The sequence below is a fragment of the Variovorax sp. J22R115 genome (assembly GCF_030317005.1).
Taxonomy (GTDB): Bacteria; Pseudomonadota; Gammaproteobacteria; order Burkholderiales; family Burkholderiaceae_C; genus Variovorax.
The window spans coordinates 286,208-310,035 of the sequence record NZ_JASZYM010000004.1 but is presented as its reverse complement, the minus strand read 5'-3'; the positions used below and the strand labels follow the sequence as shown (position 1 = coordinate 310,035).

Annotated in this window: 23 protein-coding genes; 10 read left to right on the top strand and 13 right to left on the bottom strand. The window is 66.5% G+C overall.

The genetic code is table 11. The features are described 5' to 3' along the window. Positions 1-2: 2 nt before the first annotated feature. The 11 genes from QTI04_RS09085 to QTI04_RS09035 all read right to left on the bottom strand — a co-directional run bounded on the left by QTI04_RS09085 (position 3) and on the right by QTI04_RS09035 (position 10,030). Positions 3-860 (bottom strand): branched-chain amino acid ABC transporter permease, encoded by an 858-nt coding sequence (locus QTI04_RS09085; protein WP_286601208.1) that lies wholly within the window; start codon positions 858-860, stop codon positions 3-5. Between the two features lie 12 nt (positions 861-872). Further along, positions 873-1,574 (bottom strand): ABC transporter ATP-binding protein, encoded by a 702-nt coding sequence (locus QTI04_RS09080; RefSeq protein WP_286615202.1) that lies wholly within the window; start codon positions 1,572-1,574, stop codon positions 873-875. Next, positions 1,571-2,290 carry an ABC transporter ATP-binding protein gene (locus tag QTI04_RS09075; RefSeq protein WP_286601206.1) on the bottom strand — a complete coding sequence of 240 codons (720 nt, stop codon included), beginning with the start codon at positions 2,288-2,290 and terminating at the stop codon, positions 1,571-1,573. Before QTI04_RS09075 ends, QTI04_RS09080 begins: the two co-directional genes overlap by 4 nt. 5 nt (positions 2,291-2,295) lie before the next feature. After that, positions 2,296-3,555 carry an ABC transporter substrate-binding protein gene (locus tag QTI04_RS09070; protein WP_286615201.1) on the bottom strand — a complete coding sequence of 420 codons (1,260 nt, stop codon included), beginning with the start codon at positions 3,553-3,555 and terminating at the stop codon, positions 2,296-2,298. A gap of 48 nt (positions 3,556-3,603) precedes the next feature. Beyond that, positions 3,604-4,671, bottom strand: a complete 1,068-nt coding sequence (locus QTI04_RS09065) for a maleylacetate reductase (RefSeq protein ID WP_286615199.1) — start codon at positions 4,669-4,671, stop codon at positions 3,604-3,606. Between the two features lie 5 nt (positions 4,672-4,676). Beyond that, entirely contained in the window at positions 4,677-6,140 is a 1,464-nt protein-coding gene (locus QTI04_RS09060) for an aldehyde dehydrogenase family protein (RefSeq protein WP_286615372.1), read from the bottom strand. A 173-nt stretch (positions 6,141-6,313) separates the two neighbouring features. Then, positions 6,314-6,775, bottom strand: coding sequence for a nuclear transport factor 2 family protein (locus QTI04_RS09055; RefSeq protein ID WP_286615198.1), 462 nt, complete (start codon positions 6,773-6,775; stop codon positions 6,314-6,316). A gap of 145 nt (positions 6,776-6,920) precedes the next feature. Then, on the bottom strand, positions 6,921-7,928 hold the full coding sequence (locus tag QTI04_RS09050; protein WP_286615197.1) for a hydroxyquinol 1,2-dioxygenase: 1,008 nt from the start codon (positions 7,926-7,928) through the stop codon (positions 6,921-6,923). Positions 7,929-7,946: 18 nt separating this feature from the next. Further along, positions 7,947-8,456 (bottom strand): hydroxyquinol 1,2-dioxygenase, encoded by a 510-nt coding sequence (locus QTI04_RS09045; protein WP_286615195.1) that lies wholly within the window; start codon positions 8,454-8,456, stop codon positions 7,947-7,949. Between the two features lie 175 nt (positions 8,457-8,631). After that, positions 8,632-9,003, bottom strand: a complete 372-nt coding sequence (locus QTI04_RS09040; RefSeq protein ID WP_286601197.1) for a hypothetical protein — start codon at positions 9,001-9,003, stop codon at positions 8,632-8,634. Between the two features lie 76 nt (positions 9,004-9,079). Continuing rightward, positions 9,080-10,030, bottom strand: a complete 951-nt coding sequence (locus QTI04_RS09035) for a LysR family transcriptional regulator (protein ID WP_286615194.1) — start codon at positions 10,028-10,030, stop codon at positions 9,080-9,082. A gap of 61 nt (positions 10,031-10,091) precedes the next feature. On the opposite strand from QTI04_RS09035, the gene QTI04_RS09030 reads away from it, so the two are divergent. Then, complete coding sequence (locus QTI04_RS09030) at positions 10,092-10,526, top strand: DUF1841 family protein (protein WP_286615192.1); 435 nt, start codon at positions 10,092-10,094, stop codon at positions 10,524-10,526. On the opposite strand, the gene QTI04_RS09025 is transcribed toward QTI04_RS09030, so the two are convergent. After that, positions 10,502-11,461, bottom strand: coding sequence for a LysR substrate-binding domain-containing protein (locus QTI04_RS09025; RefSeq protein WP_286615191.1), 960 nt, complete (start codon positions 11,459-11,461; stop codon positions 10,502-10,504). The two genes, QTI04_RS09030 and QTI04_RS09025, sit on opposite strands and share 25 nt — an antisense overlap. 101 nt (positions 11,462-11,562) lie before the next feature. Here QTI04_RS09025 and pcaH point away from each other — a divergent pair, with 101 nt between their 5' ends. Then, positions 11,563-12,294 carry a protocatechuate 3,4-dioxygenase subunit beta gene (gene pcaH, locus QTI04_RS09020; protein WP_286615190.1) on the top strand — a complete coding sequence of 244 codons (732 nt, stop codon included), beginning with the start codon at positions 11,563-11,565 and terminating at the stop codon, positions 12,292-12,294. An 11-nt stretch (positions 12,295-12,305) separates the two neighbouring features. Beyond that, a complete protein-coding gene (gene pcaG / locus QTI04_RS09015; protein WP_286615370.1) occupies positions 12,306-12,914 on the top strand; it encodes a protocatechuate 3,4-dioxygenase subunit alpha in 609 nt (202 codons plus the stop codon). A gap of 72 nt (positions 12,915-12,986) precedes the next feature. On the opposite strand, the gene QTI04_RS09010 is transcribed toward pcaG, so the two are convergent. Further along, the gene (locus QTI04_RS09010; protein WP_286615188.1) at positions 12,987-13,670 is read right to left on the bottom strand and encodes a cytochrome c; all 684 of its coding nucleotides are present in this window, start codon (positions 13,668-13,670) and stop codon (positions 12,987-12,989) included. A 150-nt stretch (positions 13,671-13,820) separates the two neighbouring features. Here QTI04_RS09010 and QTI04_RS09005 point away from each other — a divergent pair, with 150 nt between their 5' ends. The 7 genes from QTI04_RS09005 (at position 13,821) to QTI04_RS08975 (ending at position 23,814) form a co-directional block, all read left to right on the top strand. Then, on the top strand, positions 13,821-14,663 hold the full coding sequence (locus QTI04_RS09005; protein WP_286615186.1) for a MoxR family ATPase: 843 nt from the start codon (positions 13,821-13,823) through the stop codon (positions 14,661-14,663). After that, a complete protein-coding gene (locus tag QTI04_RS09000; protein ID WP_286601190.1) occupies positions 14,660-14,905 on the top strand; it encodes a hypothetical protein in 246 nt (81 codons plus the stop codon). Before QTI04_RS09005 ends, QTI04_RS09000 begins: the two co-directional genes overlap by 4 nt. Before the next feature lie 2 nt (positions 14,906-14,907). Then, entirely contained in the window at positions 14,908-15,522 is a 615-nt protein-coding gene (locus QTI04_RS08995) for a GNAT family N-acetyltransferase (protein WP_286615184.1), read from the top strand. A gap of 6 nt (positions 15,523-15,528) precedes the next feature. Next, entirely contained in the window at positions 15,529-16,716 is a 1,188-nt protein-coding gene (locus QTI04_RS08990; protein WP_286601188.1) for a VWA domain-containing protein, read from the top strand. Between the two features lie 157 nt (positions 16,717-16,873). Next, positions 16,874-17,791, top strand: a complete 918-nt coding sequence (locus tag QTI04_RS08985; RefSeq protein ID WP_286615183.1) for a 2OG-Fe(II) oxygenase — start codon at positions 16,874-16,876, stop codon at positions 17,789-17,791. Between the two features lie 66 nt (positions 17,792-17,857). Then, on the top strand, positions 17,858-19,753 hold the full coding sequence (locus QTI04_RS08980; protein WP_286615180.1) for an autotransporter assembly complex family protein: 1,896 nt from the start codon (positions 17,858-17,860) through the stop codon (positions 19,751-19,753). A gap of 5 nt (positions 19,754-19,758) precedes the next feature. Continuing rightward, positions 19,759-23,814 (top strand): translocation/assembly module TamB domain-containing protein, encoded by a 4,056-nt coding sequence (locus QTI04_RS08975; RefSeq protein WP_286615178.1) that lies wholly within the window; start codon positions 19,759-19,761, stop codon positions 23,812-23,814. Positions 23,815-23,828: the final 14 nt, after the last annotated feature.

The following is a 23,828-nucleotide window of genomic DNA, read 5'->3' as shown; positions in this document are numbered from 1 at the left end:
CCTCAGCGTGTCTTGGGGAACAGCCCCTGCGGCCGAAGCACCAGCACGAGCAGGAACACCAGATGGCCGACCCAGATGCCCCACCCCGGATCGAAGCGAAAGCCGATCTGCTGCGTGACGCCCAGGATCATCGCGCCGGCCAGCGTGCCCCAGAAGGAACCCATGCCGCCGATGATCACGGCCTCGAATGCGAAGAGCAGCAGCAGCGGCCCGTCCGACGGCGACACCGTGGTGCGCATGCCCTGCAGCGCGCCTGCCACCGCGATCAGCACGAAGGCGATGGCGGTCGCCAGCGCATAGACCCTCTTTGCGTTGAGCCCCATCAATTCGGCGATCTCGCGGTCGTCCGACACCGCGCGAAAGGAGCGGCCGAGCGCCGTGTTCGCGAACAGCCATTGCAGCGCACCGGTCGCCACCAGCGCAATCGCCAGCACGATGAGCGGCAGCACGCCGAGCGACAGCGACTCGCCGATGCGCAGCCCCTGCGTGTTGAGCCCGCCGGTCTCGATGGATCGCGGATCGGCGGAGAACACTTCGAGCAGCAGGTTCTGGATCACGATCGACAGACCGAAGGTGACGACCAGCGAAGGCAGTGGGTCCTTGCCCAGCGTGCCGTTGAGCACATAGCGTTGCAGCGCATAGCCGAAGGCGAAGGCCACCGGCAGCACCGCGAGCGTGATCAGCAGCGGCGCATCGCCGAACAGCGTGGTGCCCGCGATCACCGCGAAGGCGCCGAGGATGATGAAGTCGCCCTGCGCGGTGTTGGTGAGGCGCATGACGCCGAACATCAGCGACTGCCCGAGCGCGAAGAGCGTGTAGAGGCCGCCGAGCAGGATGCCCTGGAGGATGGTTTCAAGCACGTTGTGTGTCCTTCAGAGGCCGAAATAGGCCTGCGAGATCTGCTCGCGCGTGAGGGCGTTCGAGCGCCCCTGCAGCGACACGCGCCCTTCCTGCAGGCAGTAGATGCGTTGCGACACACGTTGCGCCATCGTCACGTCCTGCTCCACGATCACGACCGTCATGCCTTCGCGCGTGATGTCGGGCATCGCGGCATAGATTTCGCGGATCACGATGGGCGCGAGACCCAGTGAGAGTTCGTCGCACAGGAGCACTTCGGGATTGCTCATGAGCGCACGGCCGAGGGCCACCATCTGCTGCTGGCCGCCCGAGAGCGCCGTGCCAGGGTTGCGGCGCTTCTCCGCGAGGATGGGAAAAAGCCCGTAGAGGCGGTCCAGATTCCACGGCCCCTTGCGGCCGGTGAGGCCGCCGATCTGCAGGTTCTCTTCGACGCTGAGGCTGGGGAACAGCCGCCGCCCTTCCGGCACCATCGCGAGACCGCGCTTCACGATCTCGCCCGGTGGCAGGCCGCCGATCGCCTCGCCCTTGAAATGCACCGCCTCGCGGGGCGCGCGCACCAGACCCGTCAGGCACTTGAGCAGGGTCGACTTGCCCGCACCGTTCGATCCGATCACTGCGACCAGTTCGCCCTGTGACAGCTCGAAGTCGACGCCGAAGAGCGCCTGCGCGTCGCCGTAAAAGGCCTCGAGGCCGCGGGCGTCCAGCAGCGCGGTCATGCTTCCATCCCCATGTACACGCGCCGCACTTCAGGATCGTTCATCACCGCCCGCGGCTCGCCCTCCGCCAGCTTCTGCCCGAAGTTGATGACGAACAGCCGGTCGGCCAGCGACAGCAGCGCATGGACCACATGCTCGATCCAGATCATGGTCACGCCGCGCGCCTTGATCTCCTGAAGTTCCTCGACCAGTTGCCGCGCCTCAGGCTCCGTCAGTCCGCCCGCGATCTCGTCGAGCAGCAGCAGCTTCGGCCGCGTCGCGAGCGCACGCGCGAGTTCGAGCCGCTTGCGGTCCAGCAACGTCAGGCCGCCGGCCGGCTTGTTCGCATGCGGCATCAGGCCTGTCTGCACCAGCACCTCGTGCGCCGTCTGCCAGGCCTCCTGCTCGCGCTCCTGAGCGCCGAAGCAGGCGGCGGTCACGAGGTTCTCGAACACGCTCATGTTGCCGAAGGGCTGCGGCACCTGGTAGCTGCGGCCGATGCCGGCATGGCAGCGCTGGTGCGGCTTGAGCGTAGTCACATCCCTGCCCTCGTACTCGACACGGCCCGCATCCACGCGCACGTCGCCCGAGATCAGGTTGAACAGCGTGGTCTTGCCCGCGCCGTTCGGCCCGAGGATGCCCAGCGTCTCGCCCTCGGTCACCGCGAGCGTGATGTCGTCGGTGACCTTGAGCGCGCCGTAGGACTTGCTGACGGCGTGCAATGAGAGCAGTGGCATGGCGCTTACGCGGGCATCGGCCGGAGCTTGCCGCCAACCGGAATGTTGGTCGCGGCCTCGTTGCTCACGATCGTCAGTTCGTGCTTGTACTTCGTTCCCTTCCCCCATTGGCCGAGCACCAGCGGCGTCTTGCTGACGTTCTTGAACGGCCCCTGCCCACCCCACTTCACCGGGCCGACCACGGTCGCGAGCGAGGTCGCGGCCACCGCATCGCGGACGTCGGAGGCCTTCACCGACTTGGAACGCGACAGCGCATCGGCCGCCACCTCGAACAAGGCGTGCGCGAAGCCGATCGGCTGCGTCCATTGCTTCTTCGCACCCGCCTCGTAGGCCTCGGCCAGCGACTTGGCACTCTGCTTCGTCAGGCTGGAGGTGAAGGGATGCGACGGGCTCCACCACACCTCGGTCGACAGCCCGTCGCCCAGGTCACCCAGTGCGTCGATCGCGCCAGGGAACAGCAACGCCTTGCCGAGCGTGATGATCTTCGGCCGGAAGCCCTGCTGCCGCGCCTGCGTGAGAAAGGTCTTGGCGTCGGGTGGGATCACCACGCCCGTGACGATCTCCACGCCATCCTTCTTGAAGGCCGCGATCTGTGCGCTGAAGTCCTGCGTGCCGTTCTGGAATCGCCCCGGATCGACGAGCGTGAAGCCCATTTGCGAAAGCGGCTTCGGGAAACCCAGTTCCTTGTCGCCCCAGGCGTTGCCGTCACCGTCGTTGGGGAAGAGTCCGCCGACCTTCTTGTTGGTCGGTATGGATTTCCAGCCGTTCGTGAAGTTGGCGATGACATCTTCCAGGCCCCAGAACAGGTGGTACGTCCAATTGAAGCCCTTCGCCGGATCGCCCTTGCGGCCGAAGAACCATGGCTGCCACGGCACCACACTGGAGACGCAGGGCACCTCGTTGAGCTCGCAGGCATCGCTCACGGGGTTGGCGGTCTCCGGTGTTCCGGCCGTGAGCACGAGCGCGACCTTGTCCTTGAGGATCAGGTCATTGGCGACCTCGCCCGCGCGGTTGGGGTTGGACTGGCTGTCCTTCAGCACGATCTGTACCTCGTACTTCTTGCCGCCGACGCTGATGCCGTCCTTGAACGCGGTCTTCATCTGGTCGATGACCCACTTGTCCGCTTCGCCGAAGGGCGCGAGCGGTCCGGTCTGCGGTGACACGTAGCCGATCTTGAGCGTGTCCGCCGCGAAGGCCAGCGGTGTGGCGCCAGTGGCTGCCAGTGCGGCCGCGGCCTGGGTGAACTGTCTGCGATTCATTGTCATGGTTGTCTCCTTCATTCTTTCTCTTCCTGCACAAACTCGGATGTGGCTTCAGCGCGGGGGATCGCCGTCGAAAGCCCGCTGGAGCAGCGCTCGGATGGCGTCGCGCTCGGCGGGACCGAAGGGCCGCGGATTCCAGTAGGGGTTGTTCACGGCAAGGTCGGCCGCGCGGTCGAGGTCTTCTGCGCGCATGCCGATGTCTTTGAGCGCGACGGGCGCACCGTTGTCGCGGGCGAGCGCATACAGCCCTGTGGCCGCCGACTCGGTACCGAGCGATTGCGCGATGCGGTCCATGGCCCGCGGCGCCGCGTCCGCGTTGAAGGCGATCGCATGAGGCAGCACCACCGTGTGCACTTCCGCATGCGGCAGGTTGAAGCTGCCGCCCAACGTGTGGCACAGCTTGTGGTGCAAGGCCATGCCCACGCTGCCGAGCACGCTGCCGCAGAGCCACGCGCCGTAGAGCGCATCGGCCCGCGCCTCGATGTCGTCGGGTTGCAGCCGGATCAACGGCAGCGCCCGAGCGATCGCCGCGATGCCTTCGCGCGCCATCAGATCCATCACCGGATTGCTGTCCTGCGCATAGAGGCCTTCCGCCGCGTGGGCGATCGCGTTGATGCCGCTGGTCACGCTGAGTCCCACTGGAAGTGTTCGGGACAGCTCGGGGTCGTAGATCACCGTGCGCGGCAGTACGCGCGGGTCCTTGCCTGTCTTCTTGAGTCCGGCCTCGGTGAGGCCGTAGATCGGCGTCATCTCGCTGCCGGCATAGGTGGTCGGTATCGCGAGGATCGGCAGACCGGAATCGAGCGCGATCGCCTTGCCCAGGCCGGTGGTAGAGCCGCCGCCGATGGCCACGGCGCAGTCGGCGTCGAGCTTGCGTGCGACTTCGCGTGCCTCGCGCGCGGTCTCGATCGGCACGTGCATCACCGCGCGATCGAAGATGCCCGCCGCCTGCGCGCCGAGCATGTCGGCCACGCGCTCGGCCTGGCCACGCTGCTCGGGCGTGGACAGCACCAGCGCGCGCCGCGCACCCAGCGCGTCGATCTCGCGCGCGAGGTGCCGGAGCGATCCGGCGCCGAAGACGACACGTTGGGGGTGGCTGGTGTAGATGAAGTCGCGCATGGTGGTCAGCGTTCGAAGTGAGGAGGGATCTGGGCGTCGATGTTGACCCAGACGCTCTTCACCTGCGTGTACTCGCGCATCGCGTCGAAGCCCATCTCGCGGCCGTAGCCGCTCTGGCCCACGCCGCCGAAGGGCGAGCCGGGATTCACGCGCTTGTAGCTGTTGATCCAGACCATGCCGGCGTGCAGGTCGCGCGCAACGCGGTGGGCGCGCTGCAGATTGCTGGTCCACAGGCCGCTGCCGAGGCCGTAGTCGGTGCCGTTGGCGATTTCCATCGCCTCTTCGTCGGTCTTGAAGGTGAGCACGGTGACGAAAGGGCCGAACACTTCTTCCTGCGCCACGCGGTCGCGGTAGGACTTCGCGCGCACCACGGTGGGCTCGACATAACAGCCGCGCGCGAGGTCGCCGCCTGGCGACTTGCCACCGGCGAGCACTTCCCCGCCCTCGCCCTTCGCCACATCGACATAGGCCAGCACGCGCTCGCGGTGTTGCGCGCTCGTGAGCGGGCCCATCTCGGTTGCATCGTCGAGCGGGTTGCCGAGCCGGATCGACTGCGCGAGCGGAATGAACTTGTCGAGGAAGGCGTCGGCGATCTTCTCGTGCAGCATCAGCCGCGAGCCGGCGATGCAGGCTTGCCCCTGGTTGTGGAAGATGGCCCAAGCGCTGCCGTTGACCGCGGCCGGCAGAAAGGCATCCTCGAACACGATGTTCGGACCCTTGCCGCCGAGTTCGAGCTGCACCTTCTTGAGATTGCCCGCGCTCGCCTGCACGACTTTCCGACCGGTCGCGGTGCTGCCGGTGAAGGCGATCTTCGCGATCTCGGGATGCTCCGCGATGTACTGGCCCACGACGTGGCCCAGCCCCGGCACCATGTTGACCACGCCGTCGGGCATGCCGGCCTCGGCCATCAGCTCGACGATCTTGAGCGAGCTGAGCGGCGTGATCTCGGCCGGCTTCATCACGATGCAGTTGCCGGCCGCGAGCGCCGGCGCCATTTTCCAGCTCGTGAACATGAGCGGGAAGTTCCACGGCACCACCTGCCCGACGATGCCGACCGGCTCACGCAGCGTGTAGTTGAGAAAGCCCGCTTCGACTGGAATGGTCTCGCCCTGGAACTTGTCGGCCATGCCGCCGAAATAGCGGAAGCACGCCGCCGTGCGAGGCACGTCGAGCTTGCGCGAATCGCGCACTGGGTGCCCCGTGTCCAGCGATTCGAGGCGCGCGAGTTCTTCGGTGTTGGCTTCGATGAGGTCTGCCAGCTTGAGCAGGATGCGCCCACGGTCGGCCGCCGCCATGCGGCTCCACGCCGGAAAGGCGCGCTTGGCCGCGGCCACGGCCTTGTCGACATCGGCCTTGCCCGCGAGCGCCACGTCGGCGATCGTCGAGTTGTCGTGCGGATTCAGCGTCGCGAGCGTCTCGCCCGATTCGGCATCGACGAAGCGTCCGTCGATGAAGAGCTGGCGCCGGATCGGCGTCTTCAGGCCGGCGGCCTGCTGGATGTCTGCGAGGTTCATGGGAGATTCTCTAAAGCAGTCACTGCAATTTCAGGAACACCGCAGAACCGACTCCGCCGGGCCGCAGGTGGTGCCCCCTGCAAGGGGGTTGGCGAAGCGGCACGAAGTGCGCGAAGCCTGGGGGTGTGTCATTTTTCAAGCCAGGGGTAGCGGGCGGTGTCCTTGCCCGCGTAGTCGGGGTCGAGATAGATGAAGCAGCGTTGAATGAGCCAGTCGCGGACCTCGAACACATCGCACCACCGGCCCGCACCCCATTCCGGAACGCCGGCGCGCCAGGGCCCGTCGGCGTGTTCGCCATAGCTCGTTCCTTCGCATGCGAAGAGATCGGTGCCCGAGAAGATCCAGTTGAAGCCCGCGTAGTCGTGCCGGATCGATTTGCCGCGGCTGCCGACTTCGCCGAACAGCTTGCCGATCTGCTCCTTGCCGTTGGCCAGGCCCCATTTGGGGAAGTACACCTGCGCGTCGTCCGCGAACAGGTCCAGGATCGAGCCGCCGGTGGACGTGACCCCGCCGTTGTCGTAGGCCTTGAGGTATTCGAGCGCCACCGACTTGCGTTGCTCGTCGGTCATGGATTGACGGGTGAGGGCCATGATGTGTCTCCTTTTTCGCTGGGACCGATACGGACGGGTCATCGACGGCACGACGCCGCGCCGGCGCGAACCCGGCCGCGGCCTGCCCTGGTTTTGTCTCCTCGCGATGAGCGCGGCGCGGGTGGCCACGCTCTTTGGATACGTCCTAGAACTCGACTGGAATTTCGGGGCTTTCGCCCTTCTGGATCTCGTAGACCAGGCTCGGCGAGCCGTTCTCCCAGACCAGCAGCATCGAGCGCTTCGGGCTGTAACCCTGATGACGGCAGTAGGCTGGCATGGCGGCCATGTCGCCGGCCTTCATGATCACGCGCGCCATCGGCTTGCCGGTGTTCTTGTCGCCGCAGTCCCAGTGGATCTCGTCGGTCATCTGGAAGAACCATTCGACGCGGTCGTTGCCGTGGATGATCGGCAGGATGTGCTCTTCCGTGGTCGGGCACATGTAGCTGTGCTTGACGACCGAGGTGAAGCTCGGGTTCCACGTGACCTGCGAGCGGCTCAGGAAGCCGAAGAGATTGAAGGCGTGCACCTCGTTCTCGAAGCCGGGTTCGGGATGCAGCTCGGGCTGGCCCTGCGGCACGTCGGCGAAGGCGCGGTTGACGGGCGCGCCGCGCTCGTCACTGCGCAGATCGAGGTCGCCCTTCAGGCCGACGCAGCGTTTGGCAAGTTCGCGGGCACGGGTGATCTTGGCCGTGTTGTTGCCCTTCTTGCGGCCGTAGGGCGAACCGGTTTCCTGCGGTGCCGAGAAGGGGTCGAAGCTCTCGTTGGTCCAGTCGTCGAGCATGGCCTCGAAGGTCGCACGGATCTGCGCGGTCGGGAAGTTCTCGAGCAGGTCGATGCCGGCTTCCTTCATCGTTCCGTTGAAGCTGCCCGCATAGAGGTCGACCGACTGGTAGTGGTTGACCGTGCCGACCACGTCGTCGAAGTTGACCCATCCATAGAAGAAGCCCCAGGCCACGTCGCGCATCAGCGCGCGCAGGTAGTTGCCGATGTCCAACGTGTGGCTCATCGGCCGGCCGTCGCGGGTCTTCCAGGTGATGTGCGCGAAATACTCGTCGCGGCGGAAGCCGAAGCTGCCGAGCGAGAAGTCCTTGTAGCCGAGCGTGGCGTCGGGCTGCGACGCGATGACCTTGGCGAGTTCAGCGGGTGCGTTCATGGTGATGCTCCTCGTGGCTCAATGCGTCTGGCAGATGTCTGCCCACTTCTCGACGGACAGGTCGCCCTTGCAGGTCTGCAGGACGATGACGCCCGGGGCGTCGGCGGTGCGGAACTGGTACGCAGTGTTCTTCGGCAGCAGCCCCTGATGGCCGCGCGTGAGCTTCATCCAGCCCATCTTGGTGCCCTTGGGCTCGCCCTTCACGAGCACGGCGCCGTTCTTCTCTTCGTCGGAGACGGTCTGGCTGGCGTCCAGCTTGACGAGATGCACTTCGACATCGCCGTCCATCACCAGTGCGAACTCGTCATGCGCGCTGGTGTACCAGGGCGAGGTGCCTTCGGCGCGCAGCGTCTCCAGCACGTAGATCTGGTTCTGGCCGAAGACGACCTTCTCGTAGGGCTTGCTCTTGCTCGCGATGTCGAAACAGTTCGAGAACGCGTAGTGGCGCACGTCATCGGCAATGGGCTCGACGTGGCCCTTCTCGTAGTGCTTGAGGGACCCGAAGCGGGTCTGGTAGGCGGCAGTCATGGTGTGTCTCCTCGGGTGCCAAACAATGCAGCGTCATGCTGCGGTGAGTGGACTGTAGGAAACCGAGGGCGCCTTCGGTAGGCCTCGAAACCGGGCCGCATTGTTCGCGGAATCCGGTCAATCGACAGGGTTTACCCGGTGTCCTCCGAGGGCCCGCGCCGCCGGTCCGGCCCTGTCAATGCCCGCCGGAGAGCACCACCGCCGCCAGAGACACCGAAACCAGCATCCCGCACACGGAACCGATGAACCAGCGCACGGTGGTGCGGTAGGTGGCCTCGTCGTCGTCCGCGACGAGCAGCGCGCGGTAGAGCGTGTAGATCTCCGCGACGATCGGAATCAGCAGCGCAACGAGCGCGATCACCGAGCGCGAGGTCCACTCGCCGGGCGCCTCGAAGGCCCAGTACCGCACGAAGGAAAGCGAGAAGCCGATGATTACCGTGATGGCGGTGATCATGCCCTCGCGATAGCCCGGCGGCAGCGGAGCGCGCGAACGGTGCGCCTGCGACGGGATGCTGGCGCTTTCAGGCGATGTCTGTGAATCGCTCATGGGGCGGGAGCGCCGATCGCCCGGCGCAGGGGGGATGGGATGAGCGCGATGGTAGCGCCGTACGCCGGATCCGCGTTCATGCGTCCGCGATCAGCGCTTCCGGCAGAAGCCCGCGATCGATCATGGCCGCATCCCACGGCGGCACGCGCGTGAATGCCGCGGTGAGGTGCTCGATGAAGAGCCTGAGCTTGAAGGCATTGCGCGATGTTTCCGCATAGACCGCGCTCAACGAGAACGAAGACAGCTGGTGCTCCGGCAGCACGACCTGCAAGTCCCCGCGCAGGATCGAATCGCCCGCGACCAGCGTCGGCAGGCAGACGATGCCGGCATGCTCCATCGCATATTCGCGCAGCAGGTGGACGCTGTTGGTGAGCAGGGCGGCGCTCATGTACATCGTCACCTGCTCGTCCGCGTGATGAAAGGTCCAGCGGTCGCGCGTCGGGTAGCCCGAATAGAGGCCGAGCGTGTGCTTGTGCAAATCACGCGGGCTTTCCGGCGTTCCGCGCGTGCGCAAGTATTCGGGCGTCGCGCAGAACACGCGGCGCACCGGAAAGAGCGAGCGCGACACCAGCTCCGTCGACGCGGCCGGGAAGATCTGCAGCGCGCAGTCGACGCCGGCCTTGACCGGATCCACCACCGAATCGCTCACGATCAGTTCGAGATGGATGTCCGGAAAGCTGACCTGGAAGGCGCGCAGCAGCGTCGCGAAGTGGCCGAGCACGAAGCCGGTCAACGCATGGATGCGCAGCGTGCCCGTCGGCCCGGCCCGTGCGTCACGCATCTGGTCCATGATGTCGTTGGCCCGGCCGACCAGCTCCGTGCAGTCGCGCAGGAAGGCCTGCCCCACGTCGCTGAGACGCACCACGCGCGTGCTGCGGTGGAAGAGCGGCGCACCGACATGGTCTTCGAGCTGCTTCACGCGGCTGGTGACCACCGACTTGGCCACGCGCATCTGCCGCGCCGCCTCCGCGAAGCTCTGGGTTTGCGCGACGCGAACGAATGTCTCTATGTTTTCGAGGCGGTCCATGGCTTGGCAATGTACGGCGGCCCGTCCGATCCGCACTGAGGGTCGGTGCTAACCTCTGCGCATGTTCAATCCCTCCCAAGAGGAAGTGCGTCGTTTCTTCTGCGACGTCTTCGCCAAGAGCCGCCGCGGCGAGCCGATGGAAGCGCTCGAAGTCATCGCCAGCCGCTGGATCGACGAGCACCCCGAATACCACGCCGACCTGTCGGATGCCGACGCGGCGGTGGCGCGCGTCTACGACGGCAAGGATGGACGCGAGAACCCCTTCCTGCACCTGTCGATGCATTTGTCGATCAGCGAGCAATGCTCCATCGACCAGCCGCGCGGCATTCGCCAGGCGGTCGAGTTGCTGGCAGCGCGCCGCGACTCGCTGCTCGATGCGCACCACGAGGCAATGGAATGCCTCGGCCAGATGATGTGGGAGAGCCAGCGCGCAGGCCGCCCACCCGATGGGGAGGCCTACGTGGCCTGCGTTCAGCGCCGCGCCACGCGCGACTGATCCGCGCCGGCTTCGCGCAGCAGGGCAATCAGCGTCTGCCGCGCGGCCGACGGCTCGGCATCGCTGCGCAGCAGCAGGCCCACGGGTTCCTCGGTGCCCGCCGTGTCGATCGCGAGTCGCACAAGGTGGCCCGACGCGAGGTCGTCCCACGCGGCGCCGATCGGCGTGAACCAGATGGCGTCCGAGCGGACCAGCAGCGCGCGGGCGACGGACAGGTCCAGCGTCTGCGTGACGTGCGCGGGCAGCCGCAAACCCAGTCCGGAGAGAAAGCTCTCGGTGTGATGGCGCGGGATCGTGCCTTCGCCGTAGACCACGAGCGGATGGCGCAGAACGTCCTGCACCGACGGCGAGCCGCGGGCCAGCGGATGACCGGGCCGGGCGACGATGGCGAGCGGCTCCGTATAGAGAAGCTCGAAGGTGAGCCCGGTCATCAACTGCGGATCGCTCATGCGGCCTGCGACCAGGTCCAGATCACCGGCGCGCAAGGCATCGAGCAGGGGCGCATTGGCGCCGGTCTGCACCTGCACCTGCAAGGTCGGCAGCCGCTCGCGCAGTGCGGCCAGCGCAGGTGGCAGCAAGGAAGGCGCGACGCTGGGCAGCGCACCGATGCGAAGCCGCTGGGGCCGCGCACCCGAGGACGGCATCACTGCCTCGGCGCTGGCGTCCAACGCCTCCAGCACGCGCAAGGCATGCGCCAGCAGATGCTCGCCCGCCGCGGTGAAGCCCTGGATACCGCGCCGTCCGGCGCTGCCGCGCTCCACCAACCGCGCGCCCGCCAGTCCCTCCAGTTCGGCGAGGGTCTTGGAAACGGCCGGCTGGCTTAGTGCCAGCCGCTCGGCGGCGCGCGCCAGATGGCGCTCCTGCGCGACCGCGACGAGGCAGCGCAAATGCCGCAACTGAACGCCGCGGACAAAGGCTTCGGAAGTGGCCACCATTGAATTACTGCTGGTTATGAAAAAACGTCAATTCGTCAATTTACATCAGCGTTACGCATGAATACAGTTCCGGCACCCTCACGATCCCGGAGACAAGTCGAATGCCTTCTTCCACCCCCAAGAGCGGCGCGCTGCCCCAGCTTTCGCCGCGCGACTGGCCCAGCCATCCCTCGTACATCTATTCCGGCTACCGTTCGACGGCCAAGCGCGGTCCGACGCAGCAGCTGATCCCGCTCAAAGCTTCGCTGGGTGAACTGCGCCAGCCGGTCTACGGCCACAGCAGCATCGGCGAGCTCGACCATGACCTCACGCGCAACGCGCGCCGCAACGGCGAGCCGCTCGGCGAACGCATGATCCTCACCGGCCAGGTGCTCGACGAGCGCCGCCGCCCGGTGCGCAATACGCTTGTCGAACTGTGGCAGGCCAATGCGGCCGGCCGCTACGTGCACAAGGTCGACCAGCACGATGCGCCGCTCGACCCCAACTTCCTGGGCGCCGGCCGCTGCCTGACCGACAACGAAGGCCGCTACCGCTTCCTGACCATCAAGCCGGGCGCCTACCCATGGGGCAACCATCCCAACGCATGGCGTCCGCAGCACATCCATCTCTCGCTGTTCGGCGAGCACTTCGGCAGCCGGCTGGTCACGCAGATGTACTTCCCGGGCGACCCGCTCCTGCAGTACGACCCGATGGTCACCGGCACCCCCGAGAAGACGCGCAACCGCCTGATCTCGGACTTCAGTCTCGACGTCACGGAAGACGGCTACGCCCTAGGCTACGTGTTCGACATCGTGCTGCGCGGCGCCGACGAGACGCCTTTCGAAAACCGCTGAGGAGACACCGAATCATGATGAGCTCACTCGAAACCAACTTCGGCCAGACCCCTTCGCAGACGGTCGGCCCCTACTTTGCCTACGGTCTCACCGCCACGCAGTACGGCTATGACTTCGACCAGCCCTTCGACGCGGTCCTCGCGCTCGACGGCGCACGCGGCGAGCGCATCCGGCTCGAAGGCCGAGTGATCGACGGCGACGGCAATCCGATCAACGACGCGCTGGTCGAGATCAGCCAGCCCGACGGCACCGGCGAGTACCCGCAATCGGTCGACGACGCACGCGCCATCGGCTTTCGCGCCTTCGGCCGCGCGGGCACGGGCACGGATGCACAGAATCGCTTCGTGTTCCACACGGTCAAGCCGGGTGCGGAAGCGGCTGGCGAAGCGCCGCACGTCAACGTGATCGTGCTGATGCGCGGCCTGCTGCTGCACACCTTCACGCGCATCTACTTCAGCGACGAGGCCGAGGCCAATGGCAAAGACGCCGTGCTGAACAGCGTGCCGGCCGAACGCCGCGACACCTTGATCGCGAAGCGCAGCGAATCCGGCGGTGCGGTGACCTATCGTGTGGACATCCACATGCAAGGCCCTGCGGAGACGGTGTTCTTCGACGTCTGACACACCCTGAGGCACACGTCAGAAACAACAAAGCCCGCTGCAAGCGGGCTTTGTTGTTTGCAAGCTGAACCTTTACTTGGGGTCGTGAAGGAGCGACTCCGGCACGGTCTTCAACTCACCGGGCAGCGAGCTGATGTAGCTGGCGAGATCCTTGATTTCGGGATTGGTGTACTTCTTGGCCTGTCCGCTCATCACGGCGTTAGAGCGGCCGAGCTGGTGCTGGTTCTGGACCTTGTACGACTTGAGCGCGACGTAGAGGTAGTCGGCGTGCTGGCCCGCGAGCTTCGGGACCGTGCCATCGTTCGGCGTGTTGAAGTTGGCGCCGTGGCACTTGGTGCAGGCGTTGTCCTTGTCGCGTGCGATCAGCGACTGCACTTTTTCGCTCGGGTGACTGGCGACGGTGAGCGGCGGCGCGCCGCCTTCCTTGACGCCGAGCTGGCTGTAGTAGGCGGCGAGGTCGGCGATGTCCTGTTCGCTCAGCGTGTCGGCGATAGCGCGCATCGTCGGGTGCTTGCGTTCGCCGCCCTTGTATTGGGTGAGCGCCGAGACGATGTACGTCGCGCTCTGGCCCGCGATCATCGGGACCTTGTGAATCTCGGGAAAGCTGGCCTGGTAGCCGATGATGCCGTGGCAACCCACGCACATCGCCGTCTTCTTCGCTCCGGCTTCAGCATTGCCCGTGATCTTCTGGGCCTGGGCCGAGACCGTCACGCAAGCGACAGCAAGGGCAAACATCGTGGTCAACAACTTGTTCATTTTGCGCGCACAATCTCGTGGAGAAAACAGATTTCAAATCAACATTTGATTATATGGGGCTCCTCGCGGCCCCTATCGGCGAGGCAGTCGGAACGCTCAGCAACGCTGATCAATGTTGTGTTCTTTCAACCACCCTGCACTACGCCATCCATGAAATTCAAGGGTTCAGACAACTACGTCGCCACACCGGATCTGATGCTCGCGGTCAACGCAGCCATCACGCTCAAACGACCGCTGCTCGTCAAGGGCGAACCAGGCACCGGCAAGACGATGCTCGCGGAAGAAGTGGCACAGGCTCTCGACCTGCCGCTGCTCCAGTGGCACATCAAGTCGACCACCAAGGCCCAGCAGGGCCTGTATGAATATGACGCGGTGAGCCGCCTGCGCGATTCGCAGTTGGGCGACGAGCGCGTGAAGGACATCCACAACTACATCGTCAAGGGCGTGCTGTGGCAGGCCTTCACGTCGGACGAGCCGGTGGCGCTGCTCATCGACGAGATCGACAAGGCTGACATCGAATTTCCGAACGATCTCTTGCGCGAGATCGACCGCATGGAGTTCTACTGCTACGAGACGCGCGAACTGATCCGCGCCAAGCACCGGCCGGTGGTGTTCATCACTTCCAACAACGAGAAGGAGCTGCCTGACGCCTTCCTGCGCCGCTGCTTCTTCCACTACATCAAGTTCCCCGACGCGGAAACGATGAAGAACATCGTGGGGGTGCACTTCCCCGGGCTGAAGCAGGAGTTGCTCACCTCGGCGATGAAGACCTTCTACGACGTGCGCAACCTGCCGGGCCTGAAGAAGAAGCCCTCGACCTCGGAACTGCTCGATTGGCTCAAGCTGCTGGTCGCCGAAGATATTCCGCTCGAAGCGCTGCAGAGCAAGGACGACAAGGTCGCCGTGCCGCCGTTGGTGGGTGCGCTGCTCAAGAACGAGCAGGACGTGACCCTGTTCGAAAAGCTCGTCTTCATGCAACGCAACAACCGATGAGCGAAAGCCGCCAGCCCACCCGCCAGTTGATGCTGCTCGGCGTCGCGCAGGCGGTGCTGTTCGTTGTCGGCGCATTGCTGGGCCGGTGGCTCGGGCTTGTGCTCGGCTTCGACGCGCTAGGGCCCGGCGGCTACAGCAACAACGCCATCGCCGGCATCCTGCTGATCGGCCTGGGCGGCGGTGGCGGCGTGCACTTCGCACGCGCCTGGTACACACGCAAATACGGTTCTCCGAGGAGTTGAGGATGGCATTCGTCGAGCCTGTCACGCTCAGTGCGCGCGGCATCTCGCTGGTCCCGCTGACGCTGGGTCATGAGGAAGGCCTTCGCGCCGCTGCGGCCGATGGCGAGTTGTGGAACATCCGCGTGACCTCGGTGCCCGAGCCGAAGGACACGCGCAGCTACATCGAGAGTGCGTTGCAGATGCGCGAGGCCGGCAACCGCTTCGCCTTCGCCGTGACCGACGAGGCCGGCGGCGAGGTGCTCGGCAGCACCAGCTTCCACGACATCCTTCCCGCGGTGAAGCGTGTCGAGATCGGCTACACGTGGTACGCGAAGCGCTGCCAGCGCACGCATGTCAACACCACCTGCAAGCTGCTGATGCTCACGCATGCCTTCGATACGCTGGACTGCAACGTGGTGGGCTGGCGCACCGACAACTTCAACCACGCGTCGCAGCGCGCCATCGAACGACTCGGCGCCAGGAAAGACGGCGTGATCCGCGGCCATGCGCTGCGCCGCGACGGCACCATCCGCGATACGGTGATGTACAGCCTGCGCTCGGGCGAGTGGCCCGAGGTGCGCGCCCAATTGCTCTACCTGCTGGACAAGCCCCGCACGAACCCTTCGCCCCGGGAGTGATTCGCCATGCTGATCGACTTTTTCTACACCCTGCGCTCCGCGAAGCTTCCGGTATCGGTCAAGGAATACCTGACGCTGCTCGAAGCCCTGCAGGCCGACGTCGTCGGACCCAACTCCGACGGCGCCTTCGGCCTCGACGACTTCTATTACCTGTCGCGCACCGCCCTGGTGAAGGACGAGAAGCACTACGACAAGTTCGACCGCGCCTTTGCCGCGTACTTCAAGGGCGTCGAGATGCTGGCCGACTTCACCAAGGAAGTGCCGCTCGACTGGCTTCGCAAGACGCTGGAACGCGAGTTCACCGCCGAGGAAAAGGCCAAGATCGAGAAGATGGGCTGGGACGAGCTCATGGAAACGCTCAAGAAGCGCTTCGAGGAACAGAAGGAGCGGCACGAGGGCGGCAACAAATGGATCGGCACGGGCGGCACCTCGCCCTTCGGCCATGGCGGCTACAACCCGCAAGGCGTGCGGATCGGCGGCGCCGGCAAGAACAAGAGCGCGGTGAAGGTCTGGGACCAGCGCGCCTACAAGGACTACGACGACAGCCAGGAACTCGGTACGCGCAACATCAAGATCGCGCTGCGGCGGCTGCGCAAGTTCGCACGCGAAGGCCATGAGGAAGAGCTGGACCTGGACGACACCATCCGCTCGACCGCGGCCAACGCCGGCTATCTCGACATCAAGATGGTGCCGGAGCGGCACAACAACGTGAAGGTGCTGCTGCTGATGGACGTCGGCGGCACGATGGACGAGCACATCCAGCGCGTCGAGGAACTGTTCTCGGCCGTCAAGACCGAGTTCAAGCACCTGGAGTTCTACTACTTCCACAACTGCGTCTACGACTTCATGTGGAAGAACAACCGTCGCCGCTACTCCGAGAAGTTCGCGACCTGGGACATCATTCGCAAGTACAACAAGGACTACAAGCTGATCTTCGTGGGCGACGCGACGATGAGTCCTTACGAGATCCTGCAGCCCGGCGGGAGCGTCGAATACAACAACGAGGAAGCCGGCGCCGAATGGATGCAGCGCCTCACGCACGCCTTTCCGAAGTTCGCCTGGATCAATCCCGAGCCGCAGGGCGTCTGGCAGTACCGGCAGAGCATCGCCGTGATGCAACAACTCGTTTCGCACCGCATGTACCCGCTCACTCTGCGGGGACTGGAAGATGCGATGCGGCTGCTTTCCAAGTAAAAGGCCCTGGCGCTCCCTCCTACATCGGAGGGAGTAAGTCACTTACAAATCGATGTAAATCTTGAAAAAATGTCACACCGCGCGTTTTTCGCATTACATTTAAAACTTAAGGATTCACAAGAAATACGTTCCAACTGAATCCGGAGGAGGTGTCGCCGTGTCTGCCCTGCTGTCCTTCCCCATCGAGTCCCCGGTTCGTGAACAGCCCATGCCATCGGATTCGAGCCGCACGCTCCACAAGACGCCGCCTGACTTCATCAGCATCCGCGGCGTGCGCCTGTCCATGGACGAGTTGGTCGACACCGCACTGTTCGTCCCCGAATACCGCCAGCGACTCCGACACCGGCTGCTTGATGCCAAGCCGTTCCCGCATCTGGTTCTCGACGGCATTTTTCACCCGGCCCTGCTGGAACTGGTCGCCGAGGAATTCGACATGCTTCCCGCTTCCGGCTGGGCGGACATCAAGAGCAAGTACGAATGCACCCGGCGCTCGGTCCTCGGGGTGACGCTGGGCCCGGCAACCCAGCTCTACTTCAACATCGTCAATTCGGGCTGGTTCACCGAGTGGCTGTCCTGCGTCACGGACGTGCCCTACCTGCTGCCGGACCCCAAGCTCTTCGGCGGCGGGCTGCATGAGAGCCGCAACGGGGCGACCTTTGCGGTGCATCGCGACTTCAACCGCCACCGCCACCTGGGGCTGAAAAACGAAATGGTGTTCATCACCTACCTGAACAAGGGATGGGATCCAGAATGGGGCTCGGAGTTGGAACTGTGGGACAAGAAGGTCAATCATTGCGTGACCAGGGTCCAGCCAGAGTTCGGTCGGACCATCCTGATGCCGCACGGTCCCAAGAGTTACCACGGGCATACCAGGCCCCTGCAAACGCCTGATGGGCGCCCTCGCCGCTCGGTGGCGGCGTACTACTACACCAGCCAGCTCGCCGGCAAGCAGCACGGCGACGAGTCTGCGTCGGTGTTCATGCGGCCGGCGCAGGTGGATCGGGTCAAGACCTTCGCCCGCATGATCGTGCCGCCCGTGATCTGGGCCCTGGGCCGAAGAATCACCGGCCGCTGATCCCGCCAGACCACTTGTCGGGGTGGCGGGCCCTGGAGCCGATCCGCATGCTGTCAAAATGCCCGCATGCTTGGGATGGTCCGTCTTCTCACGCCGGCTTGGACGCCGGCGTTGTTATTTGCAGGCGTCCTTCTTTTGCAGGGCTGCAGCCTGCTGCCTTCGAAGGAGGCAGCAGAGACGGACACGGCCGCGAGCCCGGTGGCCGGGGAGGGCCGCGAGTCCAAGGGCGGTGAAGCGTTCACCGTCGACGTGCAAGCCCCCGACTCGGTGCGCGCCTTTCTCGTGCGCAACCTCGAAATCCAGCGCTACCGCCAACTCGACGACCTCGGCGCCATCGAGTTGTCGCGGCTGATGGTCGCCGCCGAAGCCAACGCGCGCGAACTGCTCAACACCGTCGGCTACTTCACCCCCACCCTCACGCTCGAACTGCGCGAAACGCCCGGCGCGAAGGCGCCGCGCGAAGTGAAGATCACGGTGGTGCCCGGCGAACTCACGCGCGTGAGCAACGTGCAGATCGACTTCAACGGGCCCATCGCGGAGGACAAGGCGTCCGAGCCGCGACGCGACGCGATTCGCGTCGAATGGCCGATGCGCGCCGGCCAGCCCTTCAACCAGCAGGCGTGGGACGGCGCCAAGGCCGCCGCCCTGCGCAACCTGACGGCCAGGCGATACGCCACCGGCAGCATCCTCACGAGCCGCGCCGAGATCGACGCCGACCGCAGCGAGGCGAAGCTGGGCGTCACGCTCGATTCCGGCCCGGCCTACCGCTTCGGGCCGCTGGTGGTGCAGGGCAATGAGCGCCTCGACGCGGACAGCGTGCGCCGGCTCGCGCGCGTTCCCTCCGGGGCCGACTATGACCGGCAGCAGTTGCTCGATGCGCAGCAGCGCCTGGCGGGCAGCGGCTACTTCGAATCGGTGTTCCTCACGCTCGATACGAACGATACCGATCCCTTGCTTGCGCCCGTGATCGCGCAAGTGCGGGAAGCACCGCTCCAGAAAATCGTGGGCGGCGTGGGCTTCACGACCGACAGTGGCCTGCGGCTGTCGCTGGACCACATTCACAACAGCATGCCGATCCTGGGGTGGCGCGCGGTGTCCGGGCTCTACCTCGACCGGGACAAGCAATCGCTCGGCACCGAGTGGGCAGCCATCCCCGACGACAGCGGCTGGCGGTCGTTCGGGTCGGCGCAGCTCAAGAGCGAGGTCTCGGGCAGCTACAAGGTCGACAGCGGACGCCTGCGCGGCGGCCGCAGCCAGGCCAGCGACCACATCGACCGCAGCTTGTTCCTGCAATACGACTACGCACGCAACCACGGGAGTTTCGATCCGCCGCCCTCGGCCTCGGCGCTGAGCCTCAACTGGGGCTGGACCGGGCGCTACTTCGACAACGCCGCCGCACCGACCCGCGGCCAAGGCATTTCGCTGGAGCTCGGCGCGGGGTACACGCTGACCGGCGAACGCGCGCCCTTCACCCGGACCTATGCGCGCTGGGTCGGGTTCGTTCCCTTCGGCACGGTTGAAAACGCGGACCGCACCGAGGCGCGCCGCGGCCGCATCCAACTGCGCGGCGAACTGGGGGCTGTGGTCGCGAGCGACACAGCGCAGATTCCCGCCACGCTGGGCTTTCTCACGGGCGGCGACACCACGGTGCGTGGCTACGCCTACCGGTCCATCGGTGAAGTCAGGCCGGACCGCACCGTGGTCGCCGGGCGCTACCTCGGCGTTGCCAGCGTCGAATGGCAACGCCCCTTCGTCTACGACGGAAAGCTGACCGACTGGGAAAGCGCCGTCTTCGTCGACGCAGGTGCGGTGGCCGACCATCCCCGCGACATGCAGACCCAGGTGGGCGTCGGCGTCGGCGCGCGCTGGCGCAGCCCCATCGGCCCGGTGCAGATCGACGTGGCCTACGGCATCCAGGTGAGCCAGTTCAGGCTGCACTTCCGACTAGGCTTCACTTTTTGAAACCGATGGCGACCGAAACCTCCACCGGGCTCACGCCAGCGCCGCCGGCGCGCCGATCGTTCGGCCGCCGCGTGTTGCGGATGTTCGCCTGGGGCGTGACGGGGCTGGTGGTCCTGGTGCTGGCGCTCGCGGCAGGCGCATGGTGGTGGCTGGGCACGAACGAATCGCTGGCCTTCGCCCTCGCACGCACCGCGCGCTACCTGCCCGCCACTCAGACGCTGGAGAGCCGTGACGTCACCGGCTCGTTGCGCGCCGGTGGGCGCATCGGCTGGCTGCGATGGGAAAGCGAGAGCCTCGCGGTCGAGGTGACGGACGTTCGCATCGGCTGGCAACTTGCGCCATTGCTGCGACGCCGGGTTCAACTCGGCGAGGTCCGCGCGGGCCAGGTGCTGATCGAACAACGCGGCGAGCGCGAGGACAAGCCGGTCGAGCCGCTGCAGCAGATCGTGCTGCCGGTGGAGATCGAAATCCCGTTCCGCATCGACGACCTGCGCTGGGCCGGACCACCGGCCCTGCAGGCGACGATGCTCGCCGGCAGTTACCGCTATGCCGACTCGCACCATTTGCTCGACATCGAGGGGGTGGACATCGCCGACGGCCACTACGGCGCGAAGCTCAAGCTGCAGGGACCGGCGCCGATGGAGATCGAAGCGTCGATGAACGGGCGCGTGCGCGCATCGCTCGCCAAGGACCGCAGCATCGACGTGCGGGCCGAAGCCAGCGTGAAGGGCAGCCTCGCCGGCGCCGACGCGCGCATCGCCGTGGACGCACACCTGCAGCCCGTCGAGGAAAGCGCGGAGCCGCCCATGCGCGCGCAACTGCAGGCGAACATCGCGCCCTGGCAACCGCAGCCCGTGATCGACGCCAAGGCCGAACTCGAAAACGTCGACCTGGCCCGCCTCTGGCCCGAAGCGCCCGCCACCCAGCTCACCGGCGAGATCGAGGCCGGCCCCGACACCACGGTCGATACTCAGGGCTGGAAGGCCAGCGCCGACATTCGCAACGCGCTGCCCGGCCCGTGGGACACCGGCAAGTTGCCGATCGAGCAAGTCGAGGCGCGCACCACTTTCGACGGCACGAACTGGACGCTGCCAGCCGCCACGGTGCATCTGGGCGGCGGGCGCATCGAGGCCGAAGGCAACTGGAGCCCCGCTCCCGCCCCCTGGCAGGCGCGCGCCACCGTGCGCAGCGTGCAGCTCGGCGCGCTGCACACGCAGCTCGCCGGCGCACCGGTAATCGGCACCGTGAAGGCCGACCAGCAAGGCGAAGCGCTGCGCTTCGATGTCGCGCTCCGGGCCGAGGGCGGCGCGGGCAGCCGGGATTCGCACGGCCTGCGACTCGAACGCGCGCAGGCGCAAGGCCAGTGGAAGGACAAGGTGCTCGACCTGCGCACCCTGCGCATCGAAGCGCAGCGAGCCAGCCTCGATGGACGCCTGCAAGTGCTCGTCGACGCGCAGGCCGGCAACGGCAACCTGAACCTCGTCGTGCCGGGCGGCACGGTGCAGATCCAGGGGCGGATCGCGCTCGCCACCGGCAACGGGCAGATCCGGGCCCAGGTCGACGATGCCGGCGCGATGCAGGCGTGGATCGAGGCACTGCCTGAACTGAACAACCCCTTTGGTGGCGCCACCGTGCATGGCAACGCCCGCCTCGACGCCGCATGGCAGGGTGGATGGCAGGCCATGCAGCGCCGCTTCCAGAACGAACCGCCCGCGCGCGGCGCCGCCGAACCGACGCTCCAGGCGACTTTGACTGTGCCCAAGCTGGACCTGCGGCTTGCGCCGCCCACCGCGGCGGAAAGCCCGACCGCCATCACCTTCAACGGCGTGCGCGCGGAACTGTCGGGTAGCCTGGCCCAGGCCACCCTGGCGCTGAAGGGTGAAGCCACGAGCGGCACGCGGAAGATCACGCTCGACACCCGAGGCAGCGGCGGTGTCGAACGCGAGAACCAGTGGCGCGCAGCGCTCGCCAGCCTGCATTTGCAGGCGCATGACAGCACGCGCCCCGGCCCATGGACCGTGGAACTGAGCCGCGCCGTCAGCGCGACGATCCGCAACGTCCCGGGCACCAATCCGCGGCTCGAGGTCGAAGCCTCCGCCGCAGCCGCCACGCTGCGCGGCCCCTTGCCGGGCACGGTGCAGATCGACTGGGAGCCGTTGCGCTTCGGCCGAAGCGGCGCGGCGCCCAACCTCGCGTTCCGCGTCCAATCCAAGGGCCGGATGCAGGGGCTGCCCATGGCATGGGCCGAAGCCTTCGGCGAAGGCAACGCACTCGCCCAGGTCGGCTTCAGCGGCGACCTGGTGTTCGACGGCGACTGGGACATCGACGCCGGCGACACCCTGCGCGCCCGCGCCCGGGTCACTCGCAAGAGCGGGGACCTTCGCGTGCAGGCCGGCGAGGCCGCGCTGGTCACGCGCATTACCAGCCGCGGCACCGGTACTCCGAGCGAAACCACCATGGACGCGGCCGGCCCCGGCGCCAGCACGCCCGCCGGCTTGCGCCAGGCCGAGCTGACGGTCGACGCCGAAGGCGACACGGTGCGCGGCCATCTCGCGTGGGACAGCGAGCGCGCCGGCGAGATCCGCATCGAGGCCAGCACACGCGTGCTGCAACGCCAGGGCGGCTGGCAATGGGCACCCGATGCGCCACTGGCAGGCCGCGTCACCGCCCGCATGCCCAACCTGGGCGTCTGGTCAATGCTCGCGCCGCCCGGCTGGCGGGTGGCCGGCACGCTGCAGACCGATGCCACGCTGTCGGGCAGCCGTACCGAGCCGCGCTGGGGCGGCACGCTGAACGCCGACCAGCTCGCAGTGCGCGCGCTGGTCGAGGGCCTGGACCTTCGCGATGGAAGCCTGCGCGCCAGGCTCGAAGGCAACCGCGTCGAGATCAACGAATTCACCCTCAAGGGCGGCGTCGGCAGCCAGACTCGCATTCCGGGCCAGAGCGGCAACCTGAGTACCGCCGCCAGCGAGGCATCGCGAGACGGCGGCACCCTCTCGGCGCGCGGCGATCTCTCCTGGGGCTCTGCGCCCGCCCCTGGCGCCGGCACCGGCATCCGCATGTCCCTGCAGGCTCAGCTGCGCGCTCTGCGCGTGCTGGTACGGGCCGATCGCCAGGTCACGCTCTCGGGCGACGTTCAGGCGCGACTCGAAAGCGGCCAGTTCACCGTGCGCGGCGACCTCAGGACCGATCGCGCCGTCATCATCCTGCCCGAGCAGACCGCGCCCAGCCTCGGCAGCGACGTGGTGGTGCGTTCGGCCGCCATCGACCGCCAAGCCGCAGAGGAGGCCGAACGTCGGGCCGCAGCCAATCAGGCCGAAGTGGCCAAGGCCCAGACCGCGAAGCCGCCCGACATCGCCGTCAACTTCGACCTCGGCAACGACTTCGCCGTGCAGGGACGCGGCGTCACGACGCGGCTCGAGGGCAAGCTCGACATCCGCAGCACCGCACTGAATGCCCCGCCGCGCATCACCGGGGAAGTGCGTACCGTCAGTGGCCAGTTCCGCGCCTACGGGCAGCAGCTCACCATCGAAACCGGCGTTGCGCGCTTCAACGGCCCGTTCGACAACCCGCAGCTCGACGTCCTGGCGATCCGCCCCAACATCAGCCAGCGGGCCGGCGTCGCCATCACCGGCACCGCGCAATCGCCGCGCGTGCGGCTGTATTCGTCGCCGCAACTCTCCGACCAGGAAACGCTCTCATGGCTCATGCTGGGCCGCGCATCGGCCACCAGCGGCGGCGAATCGGTGATCCTGCAGCAGGCCGCGCTGGCGCTGCTCGGAGGGCTCGGCAGCGGCGGCACCGGCGGCGGGCTTGCGAGCCGCTTCGGACTCGACGAGATCGGCTTCAGGGGCCCGGGAGGCAGCGGCGAAGTGCGCGACTCCGCCGTGACCGTCGGCAAGCGCGTCGCGAGGGATTTCTACATCACCTATGAGCGCAGCCTGGCGGGCACCTTGGGCACGCTGTTCATCTTCTACGACCTGACCCGCCGCCTCACCCTCCGCGCCCAGGCGGGCCAGCCCAGCGGCGTCGACCTGATCTACACGATGCACTTCAACTGAACTGGTAAAGTTGC